This is a genomic window from Klebsiella sp. HC6, assembly GCF_022605325.1.
GTDB classification, from domain to species: Bacteria; Pseudomonadota; Gammaproteobacteria; order Enterobacterales; family Enterobacteriaceae; genus Klebsiella; species Klebsiella terrigena.
In genome coordinates this window covers 3,600,244-3,622,799 of record NZ_CP093276.1, presented here as the reverse complement: position 1 = coordinate 3,622,799, position 22,556 = coordinate 3,600,244, and the positions used below count along the sequence as shown (strand labels likewise).

Below are 22,556 nucleotides of genomic sequence, written 5' to 3'. Positions count from 1 at the left end.
ACAGCGGGATTACTCCCGCTCCGCTTTGGCGAATGTGACCTGAACATTGTCCGGGAATTTGCTTTTCTTCGCCTGAGAGCCGTCATTAGTGGTAAAGAGGTAATGGATTTTGTCCCACTCGCAAACGAGGGTGGTCGCGTGATTTTGCAGCTTGTGGCCATCGGCGAGAACCACCGTACGGCTGCTGTTTTCAATCATCTGGCGGGCAATGGTCGCTTCGTTAATATCCTGGTCCATCACCCCGACGGCGGTATGCACCGCGCCGGCGCCGATGACCGCATAATCCACAAAGAAGCGCTTAATATTATCGAGGGCAATGGCGCCGACGCACTCAAATTTTGAACTGATAAACTCGCCGCCAATCAGGATCGTTTTTATCGAATCATTTTCATGCAGCACGTTAGCAATCAGCGGTGAATTAGTGATGACGGTTAGATCGTTTATTTCAGCTAACTGGCGGGTAAACTCCAGAGTGGTGGTACCAAAGTCGATAAACAGCGAATCTCCGGGCTTAAACAGTTTTACCGCGCTGCGCGCAATGGCCTTTTTTTCACTCGCCGCAATCTTCGCCCGCTCATTAAACTCCATTTCGAAGCCAAACTGGCTGCTGACGGCTCCGCCGTGGATTTTTTTAATCAGGCGCTGCTCTTCGAGCTTATTCAAATCGCGGCGAATGGTTTCCTGAGAGACCTGAAATATGTCAGCAAGCTCATTCACAGAAACCTGACCATTATTTTTAAGTTTCTCCAGAATGATGGTTCTTCTGTCTGCCGAACTGACGATTTCAGTATTCATTGATTTTCCCTGATCGTTTTATTTTGATTCAAAAGGGCATCATACAAGCCCTGTATATTTTCCCGACGCGCAATTATACATTACCAGCATAAACGCCTACATCATTTTATGTAACACCCGTCCGGCCGAGAGCAAATTAAAACGAGATCTCAGTCACAAATCCCTGGCGATTGATGCCTTTTTGTGTTGTGTATTTGTGGATTTTATGTAAATCTCACACTAAATACACATGTAAACAACAATTAAATCACACCTGCAAGTGAGCCGATTATGTTGAACCAACGCTATGCCGCTATCGATCAGGGAACGACGGGAACACGGGTGGTGGTCTTTTCAGAAGATGGAAAGCACCACTCGCCAGCGAGCGTTCCCCACAAGCAGATTACGCCTAACCCGGGTTGGGTTGAGCACGATCCGCTGGAGATCCTGCGCAATATCCGCAATTGTCTGGGAAGCTGTAATGCCGTTGACGCCATCGGCCTGGCTCATCAGGGGGAGAGCGTCGTTGCCTGGGATGTACGCAGCGGGCTGCCGCTCTATAACGCCATTATCTGGCAGGATCAGCGGACTGAAAACGTGGTTCGCGCGCTGAAGCTGGATGGCGTCGAAGAGATGGTTAAGGCCCGAACCGGCCTGCCTCTTGATACCTATTTCTCGGCCACGAAATTAGGCTGGATCATGCGCAACGTGCCGGGCGCAGATACGCTGGCAAAGCAGGGGCGCCTGCGTCTCGGCACGATGGATTCCTTTTTCCTGTTCCACCTTTGCGGCGTGCACGCAACGGACTATAACTCGGCCTCACGCACTTCGCTGTTTAATATCCACACGCTGGAGTGGGATGAAGAGCTGTGCCGCCTGTTTGGCGTGCCGGTCAATGCGCTACCGGCGGTTAAGGATAACGTCGGTCATTTTGGCGACGTCATGCTGGACGGCAACGCGGTGCCGCTTACGGCCTGTATCGTAGACCAGTTTGCCGGGACCTACGGGCACGGCTGCCTGTCGGCAGGGCAGATGAAAATTACCTTCGGCACCGGAGCCTTCCTGCAGTCTATCGCAGGTCATACGATACCCGATCCACTGGACTCCGGCCTTTTGCCCACCCTGTGCTGGAAAATGCCTGGAGAGACGCCGGTCTACGGGCTCGACGGCGGCGTGTACAATGCCGCCTCTGCGATTAACTGGGCGCGCAAAATCGGCCTGTTTACCGATATCGAAGAGTTCAGCGATTTCCCCACCCAGTCGGCGATTGCGCGGGGTCTGGCCTTTGTACCCGCCCTGTCCGGATTAGGTTGCCCGTACTGGGACCGCTCTGCCGCAGGGCTGTGGGCCGGCCTGTCGCTCGAAACGGAGCGCAAGGATATGCTGCAATCTATTCTGGAAGGGATCGCGGTACGTTCGGCCGAGGTCATTGCCGCTATGGCAAAGGTCGGGACCGTCGGTGAATCCATTTCTGTTGATGGCGGGCTGGCCGCCAATCACTATTTCAAGCAGTTCCTCGCTAACCTGCTACAAAAGAATATTGTGACCCCCAGCAATAAAGAGATGACGGCCCAGGGTATTGCAATGCTGGCTCGCAAGGGTTTAGGCGTCGATCGCGAGTTAAAGATTAACCATCAACGGGAAGTGATTACACCCTCGGAAAATAACCTCGCGGATCTGTTCTTACGCTATCAGGACATTATCTCCCGCGCCCGCAATTTACGCCCTGAATAAGAGATTTGTTTATGTCAGAAATTGGCAATGCGATCGTTTACATTATTATGGCGGGTACGCTGTTAGGGGCTTTAGCCTCGATTATCCGTCCTGAAAGCGGCCTCGGGCGTGAATTTGTAAACGGTATTCACTCCATCGGCCCGGTTTTTCTGGCGCAGGCGGGTATTATGGCCGCGCTTCCTCTGTTAACCCATGCGATTTTGCAAACCGTCGGGCCGCTGTTTCAGGCAATGGGCTCCAACGCGGCCGTGGCGGCGCTGTCGGTGATTGCGGTCGATATGGGGGGCTATCAGCTGGCTGACGCGCTATCCGCGAACCGCGATATGTGGATAACCGCTATGCTCGTCGGCTATACCTCCGGCGCGAGCATCGTCTATCTCATTCCCGTAGGGCTGATCATGCTCAACAAAGCTGACCATAAATACCTTGCGCTAGGGGCTATGGCCGGGCTTGTCAGCATTCCTTTTGGCGTGCTGGTTTCGCTGCTGGCCATCACGCTATATCACGTGCCGGTCCGGGAAATGATTTCCACAACCTCTCCCGCCAACTACATGCTCAGCATCGACCTGCTCTCCGCGCTAAAGCTCCTGGCGCCGCTGTTCGCCTTTTGTTTTATCCTTGCTATCGGCCTGAAGTATCGGCCATTGATTATGGTCAGCGCTTTTCTGATATTTGGGAAACTCATGGACGCTTTTATTAAAATTGTCCTCGCGCTGAGCATTATTGAACATTTTACCGGCGTATTTACCCGACTTTTTGGCGGCTGGATTTTCGACCCGCTGTTTGCCGATGAGAAAAGCCTGTACCGCGCTATCGAAATAGCGGGATATATTGGCATTATGCTGGCAGGGACCTTCCCGATCTGCTTTCTTTTCCAAAAGTATTGCCAGGGATTTATGCGCTATATCGGCAAAAAGCTTTCCCTGACCGAGACCGGCGCGCTGGGACTGGTGATGGTGCTGGCTAATATCATCGCGGTGTACCATTTATTTCGTAATATGCGCGCCAGAGACAAAGTGCTGTGTATCGCCTTTGGTATCTGCGCTCAGGCCACCCTGGGTGACCACCTGGCGTTCACCGCCAACTTCCAGCCCTCGCTGGTTATTCCAATTATGGCCGGTAAGTTTATTGCCGGAATCTTAGCCATTGCTATCGCGATGGTTATTTCGGTGCCCGCGGCAGAAAAGCTGGAGTCGCAAGCGCCGGCGACCGCCGCAGGTAAAAAATTAATCGCCTGATGCCATCCTATATTCCCCCCTGTAAATATGGAGAGTACCCGTAATGAGAAAGATTTTTCTGGCCTGTCCCTATAGCCACGTCGACGAAGCGGTCGTCAACCAGCGCTTTAATTCATGTAATCAGGTCGCGGCGGCGATTATTGAGTCCGGCAATCTTGTTTTTAGTCAGGTGACGCTATCGCACCCCATCAATCAGGTCATGCGACACACTGCGAAGCAGGATATTGGTAAACGCTGGGCGCCGGTGGATGCATTTTTTATGGGCGTCGTGGATGAGCTGATTATTGTTGACCTGCCGGGCTGGGATAAAAGCATCGGTATTCAGCGGGAAATCGAGTTTTTTGAACAGCGGGGGCAGAGGGTAAGCCTATGGTCAGAGGTCGAGGACGAGTTTATCGCCAGCTAAAATAGCCTGCGGCGCGGCGGCTATCACCCGCTGCGCTTATTGTCAGTATCGCGCCCGATAATCGGGTAAAGGGGAAGCGTCGTCTTCCCCTTTGTCATCTCTGCGGTTGACGAAGCGAGAGCGTTTGTTCCCTTTGAACCCTCGTTCGGCGGCAGGCGGAATTTCCCTGGAGAAGAGGGCGGCAGAGTCGTTGCAAAAGATGGCCGGGCGTGTCGACAGGGGAGAATGCCTGCCGGCACTATTGGCGGCAGGCAGCGGAGTCGATCTTAAGGACGTTAGCGCGTTTCGATAGCGATATGCAGGACGCTTTGCGCCGTGACGCCGCTCATATCAATATCCTTGAGCAGGATCCGGCGTTCTGGCATGCAGCGGCGGCGGCGGCGGTAGAGCTCTTTATCGCCGTCGCGTACCACGACATCGCCAACGATAGGGCGCTGTACGCGGATATTCACCGTGGTTCTGGCATCGGCCCCATCGAGACGAACGATGCTGGGCGCTGAGATGCGGATGCTGTCGTCATGCTGGAGCGAAATAAAGGCGACGTCGGCAACCTCGGACCGCAGCACCCGTGCCAGGGTTTGACCGATACGCAGCCCTTCCTGATAGCACTGGTCGCCCATATCGGCCGGGTGGGTCATGTTACCCACGGCATAATATTGTGGGTCGGAGCAGGCGCCGTGTTGGTCAAATAGCGGACGCCCGGTGCCAAAGTCCGCAGCCAGATGGCTTTTACGTATCAGGGTATATTCCCCGGTGAACCGGCCGGTAAAAATCACGCTATCGCAGGGTATGACTCTCTCTACCCCGTTGCCGATCGTTTCGACCGCCGCAACGCGTTCGCTGCCGGTGATTCTGGATACGTGGCTGTTGAAGTAGACCGGAACCTGCAAGAGTTTGGCAAAGAGCAGGCAGCAGCGCCAGGCCGTAGGGCGCGGGCCCTCTTCAATCATCGCCACCGCCCGAATACCCGCGCTTCTGAGGGTCCAGATGGCGGAAAAGCTGACTAGCTCCGTTCCGACGATGACCGAGCGGTTTCCCGGCTTCAGCCCGCGCAGATAGACAAACTGCTGTAGCGCCCCGGCGGTCAGCACGCCCTGCGGCCGGACGCCGCTCACCAGCCGCGGGTGGCGAGGGGTCTCCCTGACGCCGGTGGCCAGCACGATTTTCCGCGCCCGTAGCGTTTCCATGCCGCTATCCGACGAGACTTCGATCTGCCCGTTCGGCAGCAGCGCGGTGACGGTAGTTGCCGTGCGGATAGGGTAGTGGACGTAGCTCAGGAGCTTTTCCGCCCAGGTGTGCCCCTTCATCGGCCGCCAAAAGGTCAGCAGGCCAAAGGTGGGATGGCGGCAGTGTTTGGGAACGCCCCCCGGCTGATTTTCACGTTCGATCAGCAGAACGTCCTTCACGCCGGCTTCCTGCAGGGCGCGCGCAACGCCCAGTCCCGCCGGTCCGGCGCCAATGATGATGACATCGTACAGCTTGCTCATTTTATCTGCCCCGTGATCAACGTATTGCTAAAGCGATCGCCGACAATTTCGGCAACGTGGTTGCTACAGAAAAATCCGTTGCAGCGCCCCATCATGACGCGCGTCCGCCGCCGCAGCCCTCCGATGCAGCCCGGCGGAACGGCGGAATCAAACGCCGCCTCCAGCTCCCGCCGCGTGACCCATTCGCAATGGCATACCACGCCGCCGTTACCCGGGCAGGTATAGTCGCGCGGCTCATAGTCCGACAGCATCGGCATCTGCGGCCACTCCAGGCGCTCGGGCGGCGCGTGCTCGAACAGGGTCGCAAAGTCCTGGAGATAGAGTGCTTCCAGGTAACCGGCGATACCGAGCGCGGCGGTAAGACCGGTAGAACGAATACCGCCGACTGTTATCCACTGTTTCTCAGGGTAAGGGTAAATTCGGTACTCTTTTGACTCGGTTGCAGGGCGTAAACCGGCGTAGGTGGCGGTCACCGTGTAGTCGGCTAAGGAGGGTAAAATGCGCTCACCCTGAGCAATCAAAGACTGCAATACCGCCTCGTTGACTTCGGCGCAATCGCGATCGGTCTGCTCTTCGGCCGTCGGGCCTAAAAGTAGATTGCCGAAAATGGTTTTTGACAGCAGCACGCCTTTACTGCGCGCGGTGGGAACCGGCAGAATAATCGCGTTGATTTGCGCCGAGGCCGGTTTATCAAATACCAGGAACTGGCCTTTACGCGGTCTGATCTCAAATTCCGGGGTACGCCATAAAGCATCGATACGATCGCCATGGTTTCCCGCACAGTTGACCGTCAGTGCGGCCCGATAAACTCCCGCGGAAGTCTGGATTGACCAGCGGCCGTGATTAAATTCGGCACCGGTCACTTCGCAGTTAAAGCGGTACTGCCCGCCGTGTTTAACCCCCTGCGTCAGATAGGCCAGCGGGCTGCTCCAGGGGTCAATAATCCCTTCGCCCGGAACCAGAACTCCGCCTAGCGCGCCGGTGGCCAACTGCGGCTCGCGCCGGTAGATCTCTTCCGGTGAAATTTGCACGACGTCCTGCACCCCGTTCTGGTGCGCCTGAGCGACGATTCCCGGTAGCGCCTCCAGCTGCTCCTGATTCCAGGCGACGACAATAGCCCCGGTTTCCTGCAGCGGAAGATTCATTTTCTGGTGAATGGCTTTGTATTCGCTATATCCCGCCTGCATGCAGGCCAGCTCCAGGCTGTCCGGAGGCGCGTCAAAGCCGGTATGCAGAATGGCGCTGTTTGCCTTGCTGGCGCCCGAAAGAATATCGCCGCCTTTCTCGAGTAGTAGCGTACGCGCGCCCATCAGGGTGAAGCGGCGAAAGACCGCGCAGCCAATAACGCCGCCGCCAATAATGACGACATCAAAATCGTGAGTCTTCTGCTCCATAGAAATTTTGCCTGTGCTGGAATGATGCCTAATGTCACCATAAAGCAACATCAAAAACAACACATAAAAAGAAAAAACAACACCAAAACCACATAATGAGATGAGCAAACAAATAAAAAGCCATCTGATTGCTCAGATGGCTTTGCGGGAAGTGGGATTTTGGCGCCGTTTTCAGCCTGCGGTTAGCGGCCAGCGGCGCAAGCATCGCGGGCGCGCTACTCCCCGAGACGATTCTGGTAGGCGCGCTGCACGCGGGGGTAAACCCTGCGCGCCGTCAGCGGAAGGAGGTCGGCGGCGGCGAGGTAGCCGTCGGGATCCACAGCCCAGCCCTGCTGCTCGGCGGCGGCAACGATCTCTTCGTCCCAGTAGAGGGTTTTACGCTCGTCGCCGCGGGTGGTTAAGGTCACTTCGCAGACGCCGTCCAGCGCGCGGTACTGCCGCCAGCAGTTTTCCGGGATAGAGATAACCGAGCGCTCGGGCGCGGTTATCACCACCTCTTCGCCCCGCTGGTTAAAGGTGACCTCCAGGGTGCCTTTAAACACCATAATGACCTGCACCTGCTCGCAGCGGTGGCGGCCCATTTTGCCGCCCGCCGGCAGTTTCAGCCACTCCACGGAGAAACCATGCGGGCGGATGATTTTCGCCCGGCTGCTGCGGTCCTGGCTTATTCCAAAGCCAATCACCGGGGCAATTTCGGCGCCGTGGCCGGGGATGGCCGCGTCGAGTAACCCCTGCGTCGACCACTCGCGCTGCTCGCCCGTCACCGCAAACTCGGCCATCTGCTGCGGGGTGTAGTGCGTCAACGCATCGATGTCGGCCTGGGAAATCTCGGGCATCAGCGCCGACTCATCGGGAACGGCGTCTCCCTTTTCGGTATCAATCAGCATATTGTCACGGCTGAGGTACAGTCCGTACTCCTTCGCCGCCTGCATCACCGAAGGGTGCCAAATAATACCGCCGGTGTTGTCCCCGCCGAGAACGGTGAATACCCAGCCGCTGGTGTCCGTAGGAGAGGCGTTGGTAAAACCACGGAAGATCCACGTCGGGATCGACAAAATCGCCGGGGCGCTGAAGGTCGCTTCATTTTCACCGTTTGCCCCCCAGCGAAAACGCCAGCTTCCTTCATGGATAAGGAATACCTCGGCGGTGAAGTGAAGGTGCAGGTTATTGGTTACCCCCTTCGGCATGGCGGCGGCGCCGATGTTAAATCCGTGCGGCAGCGGAATATTGATTACCTGCTCGCTCGACTGGGTCACGCCGGGGCCGATAAACGAGTAGTTCTGCTTGAGGTGGGAACCGGGCAGCTTACAGTCGATAAAGGCCACGCTGCAGGACACCATATCCGCCGGGGTGACCAGGCGCTGACGCGCTTCTTCATGTGTTAACACGGTATTTTTCATAAGGTCTCCATTAATAACCTGAACCCGAACGGGCGGGGGGTACTTCGCCGCGGGATTGCGCAACCGCATCACGTCCGGCCTGAGAGAGCTGCATAACGTCGTTGGCGGGGGTCACCATCGTAAAGCCCTGGGCGATGCGCGCCGCCGCCGCCGGGCCCGAGGTGCAGAATATTCCGGCGATTTTATTGGCCGCTTTGGTATGGGTCAGCACGCGATCGATCGCCGCCAGCATCTCCGGGTGCTGAGACTCCGCGCTGGCGGTGCCGGTCAGAGTCAGGGAGAGGTCGTTAGGGCCGATGAAGATGCCGTCGAGGCCCTCGACGTCCAGAATGGCCTCGAGGTTTTTTAAGCCGTCGCGGGTTTCAATCATGGCCAGCGTCAGGATCTGCTCATTGGCGTGCTGGGGATAATCCTTGCCGCCGTAGAGCAGCGCACGCGCGGGGCCAAACGAGCGGTTGCCCAGCGGCGGATAGCGGCAGGCGGCCACGAAGCGGCGCGCTTCTTCAGCGCTGGATACCATCGGGCAAATGATGCCGTAAGCGCCGGCGTCAAGCAGCTGCATGATCAGCGCGCCGTCGTTATGCGACACCCGTGCGATAGGCGTGGCGGGAGTGGAGGAGAGCGCCTGCAGCATGCTCAGCGCCGAAGCGAAGTCAATCATGCCGTGCTGCATATCAACGGTGACGCAGTCATAGCCTTGATGGCCGACAATCTCGGCGCTGTAGCTACAGGGGAGGGCCAGCCAGCCGTTAACGATCGGCTGCTGGCGCTGTTTTAGCGGATTGAATCGCATACAAGAACCTCGTTTATCCATGAATGAAGCGCAGTTGCCGTCTCCTGCGCCGCCTCAAGCGGCACAAAGTGGCCTACGCAGGGCAATTCCTGCCAGCGGGCAGAAGGCGCCGCCAGCAGCGCCGCCCGGTGATGTTGCGCCGTACAAATAGGATCCTCCTCGCCGCTGAGGAGCAGGATCGGTACCCTGAGCCGGCTCAGGTCAGCGCGGCGATCGCGGCGGCCGATGGCGATTTCCGTTTGTCGGCAAAAGACGTCATGGCCGCAGGCGTCGGCCATGGCGATAATCTGCTGGCGCAGCGGCGTCTCGTTCTGCCGCCGGCGTGCGACGTAGCGCGGCCACAGCTGCTGGGTAATAAACGCCGCGAAGCCGACGGCCCTGGCGTGCTCGACGGCCTGCCGCCGGCCCGCCGCGTTTTCCGCTTTGTCGGCCAGCGGGTTAACCGAAATCAGCGCCAGCCCGGCAATCCTCTCCGGCGCGATGGCCTGCATCTCCAGCGCGACGATCGCTCCCAGCGAGAATCCGGCCAGGCAGAAGCGCGGCGGTAATTGCGCCAGCAGGCGCTCGGCCGCGGCCGTGGACGAATCATCCGCCTGCAGGGTAAAACGCCGCGCGTCGCTAACGTCGAGCTGTTCCAGCACCGGCTGCCACAGCCGCTCATCGCAAAGCGTACCGCCGAGCAGGATGAGCGGTACGCTGGCGTTGTTAATTGGCTGCATCATACCGCCGGCACGCCTGCAGGCTGGGGCTCGCGACGGGCTTCAACCATGCGGATAACGTGGCGGATCAGGACGATGGAGACAATGGAGATAATGCCGACCACGAGGAACCCCTGCTTCATGGCAAAGTAGTATTTAATGTAGCCCACCAGCACCGGGCCAAAGAAGATGCCGGCGGAGTAGATGCTCTGGTAGAGGCCCACGCGGGTGGACTGCTGCCACACCGGGGTATGGGTGACAATCAGGGAGTTAAGCACGGTAAAGATCATGCCAAATGCGGTGCCGGCGAGGGCCTGCAGGGCGAAGAGCACCATGATATTGGGGGCGTAGGGCATGGCGATGGCCACCACGCCCTGCAGGACGCCGCCGATAACCGCGGTTCTGGCGAGGCCGAGGCGCCGATAGAACAGCGGGGCGCAGAGGGCGGTGGAGAGGGCATAGAAGAAGAGGTGAATGCTGCTCAGGGTGGCGAGCGAGCCGGCGGCCATGCCGAAGCCTTCGGCCAGCAGGGGCGTGAGGGTATCGCGGGTGGCGAAGGGGACCATCATTACGGCGGCGCAGAGGGCGCCGAGATACCAGACGGATTTATCGGTGAGCTGGCTGCGCACGGCGGATTGAGCCGCGTCCTCGCGGGCCTGCAGCGGGCGACGTTCCCGAATAAAGAAGGTCAGCACCAGCGCGAGGGTGGCGGCGGCGGAGGCGACGAGGAAGCTCGACTCGGGTCCAAAATGGCGGGCCATAAAGCCGGCGAGGGAGATGCCGATAAAGGTGCCGACGGGGGAGGTCACGCTGAGGAGTGCGACGGCGGCCGCGGCCTCAAGCGGGGGGAAGAAGGCGACGAACATGACGTTGTAAATCACCCAGGTGGCGCTGGTCACGCCGTCGGCGAGCTTGGCGATGAAGAGGGTCTCGGGAGTGGGATGCAGGAAGACCACCGGCCAGGAGAGAATGGTGAAGAGGAGGCCAATCTGAATAATGCGCTTGCGGTTATGGAAGCGGTCAGAAAGGATGCCGGTGGGGAAACGGAGCAGCATGGAGGCGAGTCCGGTGGCGCCGATGATGATACCCATGGTTCTGGCCTCGACGTTGAGCGAGGTGATGTAGGGTGCCAGGAACGGGTCGAAGGCGTGAATGCTGACAAAAAAGAGCAGGCTGATAATAAAGAACAGCAGGACATCACGACGCAGTAATTGCAGGGACATAATAACCTCCAGATTCAGGATGCGGTCCAGCCGCCATCGACTAAAAGCGCGGTGCCGGTGATCAGCGCTGCCGCCTGTGATGCGAGAAACACCACCGGCCCCATCACATCTTCCAGCTGCCCTAAACGCCCGAGTTTGATATTGCTCAGCACCTGCTGATGGAATGCCGGGTCGGCAAGCGAGGTTTGCGAGAGTTCGGTGGCAATAAACGTCGGGCAGAGGGTGTTGACGCGGATCCCGCTGGGCCCAAGCTCAATGGCCATCGCCCGCGTCATGCCCTCGAGGGCAAACTTTGACGCGCAGTAGACGCTGCGCATCGGCCCGCCGACGTGGCCCATCTGGGATGAAATATGCACGATCGAGCCCTGAATACCGGCATCGATCATCCGCCGCACCACCTGCTGCGACACGAAGAAGGTGGCGCGAACGTTGATATCCATGACGGCGTCATAATTCTCCCGACTGACGTCGGTAAACGGCTGATGCCTGGCCAGGCCCGCGCTGTTGATCAGGATATCGAGCGCCGGGAGACGCTCGATGGCCCGCTCTACCTCTGCGGATTGGGTGATATCAACCACCAGCGGGCTGAGCGTTAGCCCGGCCTCGCCGGCGGCGTCCACGGCCGCCTCAAGCTGCGCGCGGTCGCGCGCGGCAATCCATACTTCGGCGCCGGCCTCGGCCAGCGCCAGCCCGGCGGCAAAGCCGATGCCGCGCGAGCCTCCGGTGACCAGGGCGCGCTTGCCGTCCAGGCGAAAGCTGGGCGTTTTTGGCAAGGTCATATGCAGGTCCTTATTCAACAATTCCGGCGTAAGGGACGTCTCTGTGGCCGTAGCGACGGACGCGAATATTGGCCTGCTCGCCGTGGCCGGCGAATCCTTCGAGCGCGCAGAGGCGAGAGCAGTATTCGCCGACGTGGGCCGACGCTTCATCGGTCAGGACCTTTTGATAGGAGCAGGTCTTCAGGAATTTGCCGACCCACAGGCCGCCGGTATAGCGTGCTGCCTGGCGGGTGGGCAGCGTATGGTTGGTGCCGATGACCTTATCGCCGTAGGCGACGTTGGTGCGGGGCCCCAGGAACAGCGCGCCGAAGTTACGCAGATTCTGCAGGAACCAGTCAGGATTGCGGGTCATGACCTGGACGTGCTCGAAGGCCAGGCCATCGGCAATATCCCGCATCTCCTCGTCGCTTTCGGCGACGATCACTTCGCCAAACTTGTCCCACGCCTGGCGGGCGATGTGCGCGGTGGGCAGGACGGTCAGCAGACGCTCGATTTCGGCAAGGGTCTCTTTCGCCAGCGCTTCCGAAGTGGTCAGCAGGATGGCCGGCGAGTCAGGTCCGTGTTCGGCCTGGCCGAGCAGGTCGGTGGCGCAAAGCTCGCCGTCGACGCTGTCATCGGCAATCACCAACGTTTCGGTAGGACCGGCAAACAGGTCGATGCCAACGCGTCCGAAGAGCTGGCGCTTGGCTTCGGCGACAAAGGCGTTGCCCGGGCCAACCAGCATATCAACCGGCGCGATGGACTCCGTGCCGATAGCCATCGCCGCGACCGCCTGAATGCCGCCGAGGCAGTAGATTTCGTCGGCGCCCGCCATATGCTGCGCCACCACGATGGCCGGAGCCGGCTTGCCGTTGAAGGGCGGCGCGCAGGTGATAATGCGCGGCACGCCGGCGACTTTGGCCGTGATCACCGACATATGCGCGGAGGCTAAAAGAGGGTACTTGCCGCCGGGTACGTAGCAGCCGGCGGCGTTGACCGGGATGTTTTTGTGGCCAAGGATGACGCCGGGCAGGGTCTCCACCTCGATGTCCCGCATGCTATCGCGCTGATGGCGGGCAAAATTGCGCACCTGCTCCTGGGCGAAGGCGATATCGGCGATGTCGCGCTCTGAGAGCTGCTCATAGCAGGTGGCTATCTCTTCTACGCTCAGACGATAGCTGGCGCGATCGAGGTTATCAAAGCGGATGGAAAGCTCGCGCACCGCGGCATCTCCTCGTTCAGCGATATCGGCCAGGATACCTTCTACCGTTTCCCGGACCTGACGGTCGGCGATTTTGACGGCTTCCGCCTCTGCGCCCTGTTTCAGCCATTTAGCCATGATTGTTAACTCCCGATGATGTATTGTGTGCAGGTGAATTCGAATGCAAGCATTTTTATCGCGAATGAATCAGGAAGGAAATCATTAATGCATTCGAATGCAACGCAGATCGCAAAAATTATGCATCGGCGCGTCAATCGCCCATAATGGGCCTACGGTTTTTCTGTCAGGAGGGATGTCTCAATGGTTGAGCGTATACGTCGCCCCGTGACCAGTTACGATGTGGCGAAACTGGCCGGAGTGTCACAATCTGCGGTATCGCGTGCGTTTACTGAAGGCGGGAAGGTCTCGGCGACAACGCGCGAAAAAATCAAGGATGCAGCCGCCCAGCTTGGCTACCGGCCGAGCTTTGTTGCCCGCTCGCTGATTACCCGCCGCTCAAACCTTATTGGCGTCGTCGTTCCTGGCCTGATGAATCCCTTTTACGCCGGCCTGGTGGATGAGCTGGCGCAGGCCTTCAAGGAGATGGGCTACAGCGTACTGCTCTTTTCGATGAACAGCGACGGGGATACCGATCCTATTCTCGAAGATATCCTGCGTCACCGGGTTGAGGCGCTGATCTTAGTTTCCACCATGCTCTCCTCACATTTTGCCGAAGAGTGTCAGCATAACGGCCTGCCCGTGCTGCTGCTCAACCGTAAGAATGCCAGTAAAAACGTCTCCAGCGTCACCAGCGATAACCTGCGCGGCGGGGAGCAGATTGCTGATTTTCTGGTGGCGGGAGGGCATCGCCAGCTCGCCTTTATTGCCGGCTTTGACTCCTCCTCAACCAGCAGAGACCGTGAGCAGGGCTTCACCGAGCGCCTCCGTCGGCACGGTTTTCCCGCGCCGCTGCGGGCTCAGGGGCTCTACTGCGTGGAAACGGCAATGGCGGCGACGCGCGCCTTGCTGAACGGGAAGCAGCGCCCGGACGGCATCTTTTGCGCCAACGATATTATGGCCATCGGCGCGCTCAACGTGGCGGTGGGCGAGTTTGGGCTGGTTGCCGGGCGCGATATTTCGATCATCGGTTTTGATAATATCGCGATGGCCGACTGGCCGTTATTTAACCTCACCACCTGGGTTCAGCCCGTCGATGAAATGGTGGCTTGCGCGGTACGCACCATTACGCAGCAGTTTGCCGATGCCGCATCGCCGGCGGTGCAGCAGGTGCTGACCGGCCGGCTTATCGTGCGCAAGAGCGCGCGTATTCCCGCTCAGCCGGCGATGAATGAAAGCGTTGCCGGGCGGGTTTAGGCGACCCGCCGTCAGTCGGTTTTTAGCATCCCGAAGCTGACGATCCGCGAGCGGCCGAGCTCTTTTGCCCGGTACAGCGCGGCATCGGCGGCGCGCAGCAGGCTGTCGCTTTGCGTATGCTGCGGGAAGCTGGCAATCCCGATAGAGACATCTATCTGACCCATTTCGCTCAGGCCGTAGCGCAGCGTCATATTGCGAACGTTGTTGTAGATATCCTCGGCGCACGCCAGGGCGGACTCTTCGTTGGTCCCGGCGAGCAGGACTAAAAACTCTTCCCCGCCGTAGCGGAAAGCCATGCCGATATCACGCACCGCGCGCTGCACGATGGTCGCCACGTTTTTAATCACCAGATCGCCCGCCTCGTGACCGTACCTGTCGTTGATTGCCTTGAAGTGATCGATATCGATCATCAGGCAGCTCAGCGGCGTGCCGTTGCGCACCGCCAGGTTCATCTGGGTATGCAGGGCGTCTTCAAGGTGGTGGCGGTTGCGCAGCCCGGTTAGCGAGTCGAAAAGCGCCTTTTCCAGCAGGGCGTTGCGCAGGCGCTGGTTTGCCAGCGCCAGGCCCAGCGCTTCCGCCATCAGCTCAAGGTAGGCGCGTGAAGGGGCGGTGGCAGGAGTGACGTTTCTGAAGGAGAGCAGGCCGATGGCTTCCCCCTGGGCAATCAGCGGAACGCAAAGCGAGCACTCCGCGCTCGACTCCGGCAGATGGTAGCAGGCGATATCCGGCTCGCCGTTGACCGGAGGGTGGCTTAGCCCGCGCCGCACGGCCCAGCAGTTCTCGGGATGAAAGATCTCCGGTTCATCCGGCGGCGAGAGCCAGCGGGCGACGCAGCGCATCTGCCAGGGGTCGAGGTCGAGAATATAGAGCCGCCCGGGGATCTCCGGCGCGATGTTGGGCGCGAAAAGCTCGGCCACTTTAATCACATCCTCGAAAGATTCGCACCCCTGCAGGCGCTGGGTCATCCGCGCCAGCAGCTCGCGGATCGCCCAGTCGGCGTCCCGCTCCTGCTCCAGACGCTGGCGCGCCAGGCCGTTCTCGCGGAAAATGCGGATCGCCTGCGCCATATCGCCAATTTCATCAATCTGGGTGAAGTTGGGCGCTTCGACGGCGTAATCCTGCGAGGCGAGCCTTTGCACGACATCGCTCAGGCGTACAACCGGGTACAGCACCCGGCGCTGCAGAATAAAACCCAGCACAAACAGGAACATCAGCGCCGTCAGCCCGACCATCAGCTCGGAGAGGCTGCGCCAGGTGTGGGACTTCTCGGTGGCTTGCGCAATAGCGCCGTTGGCCCGGCCTTCCAGCAGCAGGCGGAAGTGGTCGATCTGCGTCTGAACCCGCTCGAGCTCGCGCTCATAGACCTTGCCGTAGAGCAGGTCGATAGCCTCTTTATCTTCGCCGCGGGCGATATTAGCCAGCGCAGTCTGCTGCTCATCCTGCAGCTCGTCGGCGATGCGTAAACCCTCGCGCAGCAGCGCCAGCTCCTGGGGCGTTGCGCCGCTATCCCTAAGCTTTGCTAGCCGGTGCTCGATGGCGACCGTCGTCTGAGCATTCTGGCGATACTCCTCTAAAACGTCAGGGTTTTTATTGATAACATAGGCTCGCGCGAGGTCCGAAAGCGCCCAGGCGTCGGTTTCAACTTCTTCGGTGAGCTGGTCGAAAATCTGGCGCTGCTGGACCGCCTGGCGTTCGGCAGTATCCGCGTTTGAGGCCATCAGCATCGCAATGCCTGAGGCGAGGGTCAGGGCGACGGTTATACCGTAGGCCCAGTTGGTCATGGTGGCGATTCTCACCGGTAATTTCCTTGCGTGCAGATGAATTTATAACGTTATTTTTTATTATAGAACCCCGTCCTGTCCGCAGGCTGCCGGCAGGTTACGGCGGTGACCGATCGCGTTTTTTACCGATGATTTCGCGATGAAGCGTGTCGGCATGCTGGCGTAAAACGGCAAAAACATTCGCATCCAGCGCGCCATTTATAACATCGTTTTCAATCAGCCGTAATGCCTGCTGATAGCTCATCGCCTGGCGATAGGGGCGATTTTCGGTCAGCGCGGTAAAAATGTCGGCGACGGCGATGATTCTGTCCGGCAGATGCAGATAATCCGCGCTCAGATGCAGCGGATACCCGCTGCCGTCGAGCTTTTCATGATGGTTGGCGGCCCAGTTAATAATCTCGCCAAGTTCGCTAAAGGCGCTGAGAAGCTCGCCGGTCATATAGCTGTGTTCGCGCACCTGCAGCCGCTCCTCCGGGGCCAGCTCTCCCTGTTTTTCCAGAATATCCAGCGGGATAAAGATCTTGCCAATATCGTGCAGGTAGCCGGCGGCCTCGATTTTCTTACACTCTTCTACCGGCAGATCCATGTAGCGCGCCAGCTGCCAGGAGATTTCGCCGACCATAATACTGTGGCTGGCGGTGAAGCTGCTGTAGGTATCAACGATTTTGGCAATCAATAAGCAAATATCCTTCAGGCCGTCGATATCGATATACAGATCGTTAATCGGGCCGATAATTTCCAGCATCCGCTGGATATGGCCGGGATTAAGATGCAGCCAGAAGTGCTCCTTTTTCGCCAGCTGACACAGGGTACGGCACAGCTGCGGGTCCAGCTCCTGATGCAGGGTGCGGAATTTATCAATAATAATATCAGTCTGATACGCGGCCGCCGTCTCGTCTGCGGAGAGCAGACGTTCGAAGGAGTCGGCAAAACAGACGATATGCTCGTCGAGGCTACCTTTATAGTCCACGCTGAAGTGGTGGTGACGAATAATGGGCAGGATCGGCGCGAAGGTGGCGAGGCCGCTGAGCATCTCCGCTCCCCGGTGCTGGTGAGGATCGTTCAGATTATCTATCGCATCGAGCGAGGTAATCATCCGCTTGTCGCCCAGTACGCCGATATCGTGCAGCAGCGCGGCGCAAAAGATGGTCTGCTGCTGCTGACGCGGCAACCGTAACGCCAGCGAAAGCTCAAGGGCGATGAGGGCCGTTCGCTGCATATGCAGATGGAGTTCGGGATTGATTATCTGTATGACACGAGTGGTAAGCATCAATGCTGATTTTAAGGCGAGACGCATCGTTTTTCCCTCTTCGCGATATCCACATAAAATAGGTCGATCATGGCCGTTACTGTCGTGATAATTTAATGGCAACGCGTCTGAAGCGGGACGACGAAAATAATAAACGCTTAGTCCGGCGGCGATTTCATTGTCAAAACATGCCCATCCTGGAGCATCGCTGCACCAAATCTGCGCGAGAAATGAATGAAAAAGCCTTTACTGCCCGATAGTTAACCATTTTGCCTGTAAAAAGAAAATAAATAGTGGCAAGCCGTTTGCATTAACTCTCCGCCAGTTTGATTAATATCTATTTTGGGGAAGAGTGAATATGAATTTTAGAGCATTACTTGCGATTGCGTTACTGACGATGAGTTCCCTGGCAGCCAGCGAAACGCGCCTGCCGCATATCGTGATCCTCGCCACCGGCGGAACCATTGCCGGGTCGGCGGCCAGCAATACCCAAACCACCGGCTATAAGGCCGGCGCGATTGGCGTCCAGACCCTGATTAACGCGGTGCCTGAAATGAGCAAGGTGGCGCGGGTGGACGGCGAGCAGGTGGCGAATATCGGCAGTGAAAATATGACCAGCGATATTATCCTCAAACTCTCTAAGCGGGTGAATGAGCTGCTGGCCAGGGATGACGTTGACGGGGTGGTGATCACCCACGGTACCGATACGCTCGATGAGACGCCTTACTTCCTCAACCTGACGGTGAAAAGCAATAAGCCGGTAGTGCTGACGGCGGCAATGCGGCCGGCAACGGCGATAAGCGCCGATGGCCCGATGAACCTGCTGGAGGCGGTCACCGTTGCCGCCGATCCCGAGGCGAAGGGGCGGGGCGTGATGGTGGTGCTGAACGACCGCATCGGCGCCGCGCGCTTTGTGACCAAAACCAACGCTAACAGCCTCGATACCTTCAAAGCGCCGGAAGAGGGCTACCTGGGCGTTATCGTCGGCGGCAAGCCGCAGTTTGCAACGCGCGTCGATAAGATTCATACCCTGCGCTCGGTCTTTGACGTTCGTCAGCTGAATACGCTGCCGAAGGTGGTGATTATCTACGGCTATCAGGACGACCCGGAGTATATGTACGATGCGGCGATTGCCCATCACGTTGACGGCATCGTCTACGCCGGAACCGGCGCCGGTTCGGTATCCGTGCGCAGCGCCGCTGGGATCGAAAAAGCGCAAAAAGCCGGCATCGTGGTGGTACGCGCCTCCCGCACCGGCAGCGGCGTGGTCCCGGTCGACGATAGCCAGCCTGGGCTGGTGGCCGACTCGCTGAATCCGGCAAAAGCGCGCATTCTGCTGATGACCGCCCTGACGCAAACGCGTAACCCGGAAGTGATTCAGAACTACTTCCATACGTACTGATCGTCCTGTTAGCCGATGGGCCGGGCTATTTCATCACGCACATCGGGCGTCGTGAGATAGGGTCGGGGTGAATTTCCGCCTCCAGCTGGAAAACGCTGCGCAGCAGCGCGGGTGTCAGCACTTCCTCCGGCAGGCCCTGGGCCCGCACTTTCCCGCTTTCCAGCACCACCAGGTGGTCGCAGTAGCGGCTGGCCTGGTTAAGATCGTGAAGGACGGTCACCACCGTCTTTCCGCACATCTGCAGCTCGCGCATCAGCTTCATCAGCTCCACCTGATGATTGATATCCAGCCAGGTTGTCGGCTCATCAAGCAGCACCAGCGGCGTCTGCTGGGCAAGGATTAGCGCCACAAACGCCCGCTGTCTCTGCCCGCCGGACAGTTCGCTCAGCGGCTGCCCGGCGAGCGGCGTCATGCCGGTACGCTCGAGCGCTTCGGCAACGATCCGCCGATCCTCGGCGTTGAGGCGTCCCCACAGCGGCAGCCACGGGCTGCGGCCGTAGCTCACCAGCTCGCGTACGCTAATCCCCTCCGGAACGTGGTGCTGCTGCGGCAGCAGCGCCAGATGCCGTGCCAGCTGGCGCGGGCTAAAGCCCGGCAGGGGCCGCTCGCCGAGCCATATTTTACCCGCCGTCGGCGCCAGCAGCCGCGAGAAGCACTTCAGCAGGGTTGATTTACCGCAGCCGTTTGGCCCGAGCAGGGCGCTGATCTGGCCGCCGGGAAGGGTCAGATCCAGCCGGTCGATAATGCGTTTGGCGCCGTAGCCGGCGCTCAGGTTTTCAGTTCTCAGTTCCATTCAACGTACTCTTACCAGCAGCCAGATGAACCATGGCGCGCCGATAACGGCGGTTAATACGCCCGCCGGCAGCTCCATTGGGGGATGAATCGTACGGGCCAGAAGATCGGCCAACAGCAGCACCAGCCCGCCGGTCAGCGCCGAAACGGGCAGCAGGTAGCGGTGGCTGCCGCCCGTTAAGCGGCGCACGAGGTGCGGCACCACCAGGCTAATAAACGCGATCGGGCCGCAGACGGCGACGCTTACCGAAGCCAGGGCTACCGCCAGCAGCAGGCCGCCGCGGTGGAGCAGCCGGAGATTGACGCCGAGGGTCCCGGCCCGCTCATGACCAAGCGCCAGTAAATCCAGGCTGCGGCTAAGCAGCAGGCTTAACGGCAGCAGGATCGCCAGCACGGGCAGGGCGATAACGACGAATGAGCCGTCCCGCGCCCACAGGCTGCCCGTCAGCCACAGCAGCGCGTTGTTGATCTCCTGGGGCCGGGAGAGCAGCAGGTAGTCGGTAAGGCTGGCCCAGCAGGCCGACAGCGCCACACCGGTGAGCGCCAGGCGCATCGGGTGGCCAAAGCCGGCCAGCGCAACCAGCGCCAGCATCGCCGCTATGCCGCCGCTAAACGCCACCAGCGGCAGCCACAGCACGGACAGCGAAGGGATAAAATAGAGCGCGGCGACCGACGCCAGGCTGGCGGCATGGTTGATGCCGAGAATATCCGGCGACGCCAGCGGGTTGCGCACCAGGCCCTGAATCAGCACCCCGGAGACCGCCAGCGCGGCGCCGACGATCTGCGCCAGCACCACCCGCGGCAGGCGATACTGCGTCAGCGCGTAGTGGTACTCGCTGGCGCCGTTCCAGCCCTCGAACAGCGCCCGCCAGGGCAGCGGAACGGCCCCCATAAGCAGGGAGATCGCGTTTAACGCCAGCAGCGCCAGCAGCAGGCAGGCGATGCGCATTTTCATCCGCGCCTCCTGACCAGCCAGACAAAGCACGGCGCCCCAACCAGCGCCAGCACCGCGCCCGCCGGAAGCTCCGCGGGCCAGGCCAGCGCGCGGGCGAGAATATCTGCCAGCAGCATAAATATGCCGCCCAGCAGCGCCGCCATCGGCAGCAGGACGCGGCAGTCCTGGCCCACCCACAGCCGCGCGAGGTGCGGTATCAGCAGGCCGATAAACGCCACCGGCCCCGCTACGCTGACGCAGGCGCCGGTCAGCAGCAGCACCGCCGCGTTGATTAGCAGCCGCAGCCGGGAGAGATTCACCCCCAGCGAGTGGGCGGTGCTATCGCCGACGTGTAGCAGGTTCAGGGAGTTTGCCAGCAGAAATACGCCGGGAATAATCAGCGCCGCAAAGGGGAACAGCTGCCAGAACTCCGGCCAGCGAACGTGCGAAACGCCCCCGGCCAGCCAGTATAAAATTCCGTAGGCGCGATCTTCGGCGAGGAGCAGCGTGACGCGGGTTAGCGCCATACACAGCGCCGACAGGGCGATCCCGGCGAGGATCAGCCGGCTGCGATCGAGCTCCTGACGCCAGCCGCCGCCGGCCGCCATCACCAGCAGCCAGCTGACGCCGCCGCCGCAGGCGGCAATAAATGCCAGAGAATAGCCCGCCAGCGGCGCCGGGCTGAAGGCGCTGGTCAGCGACATCGCCAGCGCCGCGCCGCTGTTGATACCGAGCAGGGACGGCGAGGCCAGCGGATTGTGGGTCAGAATTTGCAGCAGCGTGCCCGAAAGCGCCAGGCTGGCGCCGAGCGCGATCGCCACCAGGCTTCGCGGCAGGCGAAGATTAAGCACCAGCGCCTGGGCCAGAGAGGGCGTTTTGGGGACCAGCAGCGCCCGCAGGGCTTCCAGCGGCGCAACGGGGATCGCCGAATAGCTAAACAGGCTCAGCCACAGCAGACCCGCCAGCCCGACCAGCGGCAGCCCCCAGACCAGCAAAGCGGAACGGGATGATTTCATTGCTGCACGTCGACCGCCTGGTGGTGAATAATTTTAACCGCATCAGCGGCGATGCGTTCGGCGGCAAACATGCCGCGCATCCGCGCCCAGCTGTTGCTGTCAACGGCGGCCACCTGCTGCTTCTGCTGCGCCTGCAGCATCTGCCATAGCGGGTCCTGCTGCCATTTGCGCACGATGCTTTCCGTCCGATAGTGGGCCACAAACAGCCACTGCGGGTTGATGGCCAGCAGCTGCTCGAGGCCGATCGTCGCCATCGGCGCGCCGCCGATAGCTGCCGGAACCGACAGCCCAAGCGCGCTCAGCACGCTGCCGGTATAGGTATCGCGCGAATGGAGGTTGAACTGCTGTTCGCGGGAGGTGCCGAAGACCACGCTGGCGCCTGCCGGCAGCTGAGCGGCGAAATCGGCCATCCGCCGGCGGTGCTGCGCCAGGCGCTGCTGCATAAGCGGATCCTGGCCGACGACTTTGCCGATAATGGCCGCCGACTGCAGGTTTTCGGCATAGGTTTCATTGCGCGACTTTAGCAGCAGCACCGGAGCGATTTGCCGCAGGGCGGCATAAATGCCGCGATGGCGGCTGCTATCGGCCACGATCAGGTCCGGGCGCAGGGCGCTAATCGCCTCCAGTGAGGGCTGGGCGCGGGTGCCGACCGACCGCCACGGCTTCAGGCGCGCGCGGACCTCGGGCAGAATGCGCGCGGGGTCGTTATCGTCGGCGATGCCGACGGGGCTGAGGTCAACCGCCGCCAGCGCATCGGCGAAAGAGAGCTCCAGCACGACGATCCGCTGCGGGGTTTTATCGAGGGTAAACTGTCCCTGCAGATCCTCGACCGTCACGGCACAAGCCGGGCCGCCGAACGCCAGCAGCGCGGCAAAGACAAGACGTAAAATAGCCAACATACT

General features: G+C 59.8%; 20 protein-coding genes. 5 read left to right on the top strand and 15 right to left on the bottom strand.

The annotated features are described in order from the left end of the window. Positions 1 to 9: 9 nt before the first annotated feature. Complete coding sequence (locus tag MMW58_RS17475) at positions 10 to 795, bottom strand: DeoR/GlpR family DNA-binding transcription regulator (RefSeq protein WP_076945252.1); 786 nt, start codon at positions 793 to 795, stop codon at positions 10 to 12. Between the two features lie 270 nt (positions 796 to 1,065). Here MMW58_RS17475 and MMW58_RS17470 point away from each other — a divergent pair, with 270 nt between their 5' ends. Genes MMW58_RS17470 through MMW58_RS17460 form a run of 3 tightly spaced genes read left to right on the top strand, consistent with a single transcriptional unit; the run spans position 1,066 to position 4,152 of the window. Then, positions 1,066 to 2,508, top strand: coding sequence for an FGGY-family carbohydrate kinase (locus MMW58_RS17470; RefSeq protein WP_133597567.1), 1,443 nt, complete (start codon positions 1,066 to 1,068; stop codon positions 2,506 to 2,508). An 11-nt stretch (positions 2,509 to 2,519) separates the two neighbouring features. After that, complete coding sequence (gene eutH / locus MMW58_RS17465; RefSeq protein ID WP_241721734.1) at positions 2,520 to 3,746, top strand: ethanolamine utilization protein EutH; 1,227 nt, start codon at positions 2,520 to 2,522, stop codon at positions 3,744 to 3,746. 43 nt (positions 3,747 to 3,789) lie between these two features. After that, positions 3,790 to 4,152 carry a DUF1937 family protein gene (locus MMW58_RS17460; RefSeq protein WP_133597570.1) on the top strand — a complete coding sequence of 121 codons (363 nt, stop codon included), beginning with the start codon at positions 3,790 to 3,792 and terminating at the stop codon, positions 4,150 to 4,152. A gap of 275 nt (positions 4,153 to 4,427) precedes the next feature. On the opposite strand, the gene MMW58_RS17455 is transcribed toward MMW58_RS17460, so the two are convergent. The 8 genes from MMW58_RS17455 to hisD all read right to left on the bottom strand — a co-directional run bounded on the left by MMW58_RS17455 (position 4,428) and on the right by hisD (position 13,244). Next, positions 4,428 to 5,639, bottom strand: coding sequence for an FAD-dependent oxidoreductase (locus MMW58_RS17455; RefSeq protein WP_133597572.1), 1,212 nt, complete (start codon positions 5,637 to 5,639; stop codon positions 4,428 to 4,430). Beyond that, complete coding sequence (locus MMW58_RS17450) at positions 5,636 to 7,033, bottom strand: NAD(P)/FAD-dependent oxidoreductase (RefSeq protein ID WP_241721733.1); 1,398 nt, start codon at positions 7,031 to 7,033, stop codon at positions 5,636 to 5,638. The genes MMW58_RS17455 and MMW58_RS17450 overlap by 4 nt, the downstream gene beginning before the upstream one ends. A gap of 215 nt (positions 7,034 to 7,248) precedes the next feature. Then, positions 7,249 to 8,433 (bottom strand): cupin domain-containing protein, encoded by a 1,185-nt coding sequence (locus MMW58_RS17445; protein WP_133597576.1) that lies wholly within the window; start codon positions 8,431 to 8,433, stop codon positions 7,249 to 7,251. A gap of 10 nt (positions 8,434 to 8,443) precedes the next feature. Further along, positions 8,444 to 9,226, bottom strand: coding sequence for an HpcH/HpaI aldolase family protein (locus tag MMW58_RS17440; RefSeq protein WP_076945259.1), 783 nt, complete (start codon positions 9,224 to 9,226; stop codon positions 8,444 to 8,446). Further along, positions 9,208 to 9,948 carry an alpha/beta fold hydrolase gene (locus MMW58_RS17435; RefSeq protein WP_241721732.1) on the bottom strand — a complete coding sequence of 247 codons (741 nt, stop codon included), beginning with the start codon at positions 9,946 to 9,948 and terminating at the stop codon, positions 9,208 to 9,210. Before MMW58_RS17435 ends, MMW58_RS17440 begins: the two co-directional genes overlap by 19 nt. Continuing rightward, the gene (locus MMW58_RS17430) at positions 9,945 to 11,147 is read right to left on the bottom strand and encodes an MFS transporter (protein ID WP_159236393.1); all 1,203 of its coding nucleotides are present in this window, start codon (positions 11,145 to 11,147) and stop codon (positions 9,945 to 9,947) included. Before MMW58_RS17430 ends, MMW58_RS17435 begins: the two co-directional genes overlap by 4 nt. A gap of 14 nt (positions 11,148 to 11,161) precedes the next feature. Continuing rightward, positions 11,162 to 11,926: an SDR family NAD(P)-dependent oxidoreductase gene (locus tag MMW58_RS17425; RefSeq protein WP_159236392.1), complete on the bottom strand. Its 765-nt coding sequence runs from the start codon at positions 11,924 to 11,926 to the stop codon at positions 11,162 to 11,164. A gap of 10 nt (positions 11,927 to 11,936) precedes the next feature. After that, positions 11,937 to 13,244, bottom strand: coding sequence for a histidinol dehydrogenase (gene hisD / locus MMW58_RS17420; protein ID WP_133597586.1), 1,308 nt, complete (start codon positions 13,242 to 13,244; stop codon positions 11,937 to 11,939). A gap of 183 nt (positions 13,245 to 13,427) precedes the next feature. Between hisD and MMW58_RS17415 the strand changes: the two genes are divergently transcribed. Then, positions 13,428 to 14,480 carry a LacI family DNA-binding transcriptional regulator gene (locus tag MMW58_RS17415; RefSeq protein ID WP_133597588.1) on the top strand — a complete coding sequence of 351 codons (1,053 nt, stop codon included), beginning with the start codon at positions 13,428 to 13,430 and terminating at the stop codon, positions 14,478 to 14,480. An 11-nt stretch (positions 14,481 to 14,491) separates the two neighbouring features. Here the strand turns inward: MMW58_RS17415 and MMW58_RS17410 are convergent, their stop codons facing one another. Together MMW58_RS17410 and MMW58_RS17405 are read right to left on the bottom strand one after the other, a co-directional pair. Beyond that, complete coding sequence (locus MMW58_RS17410) at positions 14,492 to 16,276, bottom strand: diguanylate cyclase (RefSeq protein WP_159236389.1); 1,785 nt, start codon at positions 16,274 to 16,276, stop codon at positions 14,492 to 14,494. 82 nt (positions 16,277 to 16,358) lie between these two features. Then, the gene (locus MMW58_RS17405; protein ID WP_241721731.1) at positions 16,359 to 17,558 is read right to left on the bottom strand and encodes an HD domain-containing phosphohydrolase; all 1,200 of its coding nucleotides are present in this window, start codon (positions 17,556 to 17,558) and stop codon (positions 16,359 to 16,361) included. A gap of 310 nt (positions 17,559 to 17,868) precedes the next feature. Between MMW58_RS17405 and fraE the strand changes: the two genes are divergently transcribed. After that, positions 17,869 to 18,912, top strand: coding sequence for a fructose-asparagine asparaginase (gene fraE / locus MMW58_RS17400; RefSeq protein WP_241721730.1), 1,044 nt, complete (start codon positions 17,869 to 17,871; stop codon positions 18,910 to 18,912). A gap of 25 nt (positions 18,913 to 18,937) precedes the next feature. Here fraE and fecE read toward each other — a convergent pair whose 3' ends face one another. The 4 genes from fecE to MMW58_RS17380 are packed head-to-tail and all read right to left on the bottom strand — an operon-like array spanning position 18,938 to position 22,553. Beyond that, positions 18,938 to 19,705 (bottom strand): Fe(3+) dicitrate ABC transporter ATP-binding protein FecE, encoded by a 768-nt coding sequence (fecE, locus tag MMW58_RS17395; protein WP_241721729.1) that lies wholly within the window; start codon positions 19,703 to 19,705, stop codon positions 18,938 to 18,940. Continuing rightward, on the bottom strand, positions 19,706 to 20,653 hold the full coding sequence (gene fecD / locus MMW58_RS17390; protein ID WP_241723747.1) for a Fe(3+) dicitrate ABC transporter permease subunit FecD: 948 nt from the start codon (positions 20,651 to 20,653) through the stop codon (positions 19,706 to 19,708). 2 nt (positions 20,654 to 20,655) lie between these two features. Beyond that, positions 20,656 to 21,654 carry an iron-dicitrate ABC transporter permease FecC gene (gene fecC / locus MMW58_RS17385; protein ID WP_241721728.1) on the bottom strand — a complete coding sequence of 333 codons (999 nt, stop codon included), beginning with the start codon at positions 21,652 to 21,654 and terminating at the stop codon, positions 20,656 to 20,658. Continuing rightward, positions 21,651 to 22,553, bottom strand: a complete 903-nt coding sequence (locus MMW58_RS17380) for a Fe(3+) dicitrate ABC transporter substrate-binding protein (protein WP_241721727.1) — start codon at positions 22,551 to 22,553, stop codon at positions 21,651 to 21,653. Before MMW58_RS17380 ends, fecC begins: the two co-directional genes overlap by 4 nt. Between the last annotated feature and the right edge of the window lie 3 nt (positions 22,554 to 22,556).

Excerpts from the sequence above, each read along its gene's own strand:
- MMW58_RS17475 (WP_076945252.1), bottom strand. The coding sequence starts at position 795 with ATGAATACTGAAATCGTCAGTTCGGCAGACAGAAGAACCATCATTCTG.
- MMW58_RS17470 (WP_133597567.1), top strand. The coding sequence starts at position 1,066 with ATGTTGAACCAACGCTATGCCGCTATCGATCAGGGAACGACGGGAACA.
- eutH (WP_241721734.1), top strand. The coding sequence starts at position 2,520 with ATGTCAGAAATTGGCAATGCGATCGTTTACATTATTATGGCGGGTACG.
- MMW58_RS17460 (WP_133597570.1), top strand. The coding sequence starts at position 3,790 with ATGAGAAAGATTTTTCTGGCCTGTCCCTATAGCCACGTCGACGAAGCG.
- MMW58_RS17455 (WP_133597572.1), bottom strand. The coding sequence starts at position 5,639 with ATGAGCAAGCTGTACGATGTCATCATCATTGGCGCCGGACCGGCGGGA.
- MMW58_RS17450 (WP_241721733.1), bottom strand. The coding sequence starts at position 7,033 with ATGGAGCAGAAGACTCACGATTTTGATGTCGTCATTATTGGCGGCGGC.
- MMW58_RS17445 (WP_133597576.1), bottom strand. The coding sequence starts at position 8,433 with ATGAAAAATACCGTGTTAACACATGAAGAAGCGCGTCAGCGCCTGGTC.
- MMW58_RS17440 (WP_076945259.1), bottom strand. The coding sequence starts at position 9,226 with ATGCGATTCAATCCGCTAAAACAGCGCCAGCAGCCGATCGTTAACGGC.
- MMW58_RS17435 (WP_241721732.1), bottom strand. The coding sequence starts at position 9,948 with ATGATGCAGCCAATTAACAACGCCAGCGTACCGCTCATCCTGCTCGGC.
- MMW58_RS17430 (WP_159236393.1), bottom strand. The coding sequence starts at position 11,147 with ATGTCCCTGCAATTACTGCGTCGTGATGTCCTGCTGTTCTTTATTATC.
- MMW58_RS17425 (WP_159236392.1), bottom strand. The coding sequence starts at position 11,926 with ATGACCTTGCCAAAAACGCCCAGCTTTCGCCTGGACGGCAAGCGCGCC.
- hisD (WP_133597586.1), bottom strand. The coding sequence starts at position 13,244 with ATGGCTAAATGGCTGAAACAGGGCGCAGAGGCGGAAGCCGTCAAAATC.
- MMW58_RS17415 (WP_133597588.1), top strand. The coding sequence starts at position 13,428 with ATGGTTGAGCGTATACGTCGCCCCGTGACCAGTTACGATGTGGCGAAA.
- MMW58_RS17405 (WP_241721731.1), bottom strand. The coding sequence starts at position 17,558 with ATGCGTCTCGCCTTAAAATCAGCATTGATGCTTACCACTCGTGTCATA.
- fraE (WP_241721730.1), top strand. The coding sequence starts at position 17,869 with ATGAATTTTAGAGCATTACTTGCGATTGCGTTACTGACGATGAGTTCC.
- fecE (WP_241721729.1), bottom strand. The coding sequence starts at position 19,705 with ATGGAACTGAGAACTGAAAACCTGAGCGCCGGCTACGGCGCCAAACGC.
- fecD (WP_241723747.1), bottom strand. The coding sequence starts at position 20,653 with ATGCGCATCGCCTGCCTGCTGCTGGCGCTGCTGGCGTTAAACGCGATC.
- fecC (WP_241721728.1), bottom strand. The coding sequence starts at position 21,654 with ATGAAATCATCCCGTTCCGCTTTGCTGGTCTGGGGGCTGCCGCTGGTC.
- MMW58_RS17380 (WP_241721727.1), bottom strand. The coding sequence starts at position 22,553 with ATGTTGGCTATTTTACGTCTTGTCTTTGCCGCGCTGCTGGCGTTCGGC.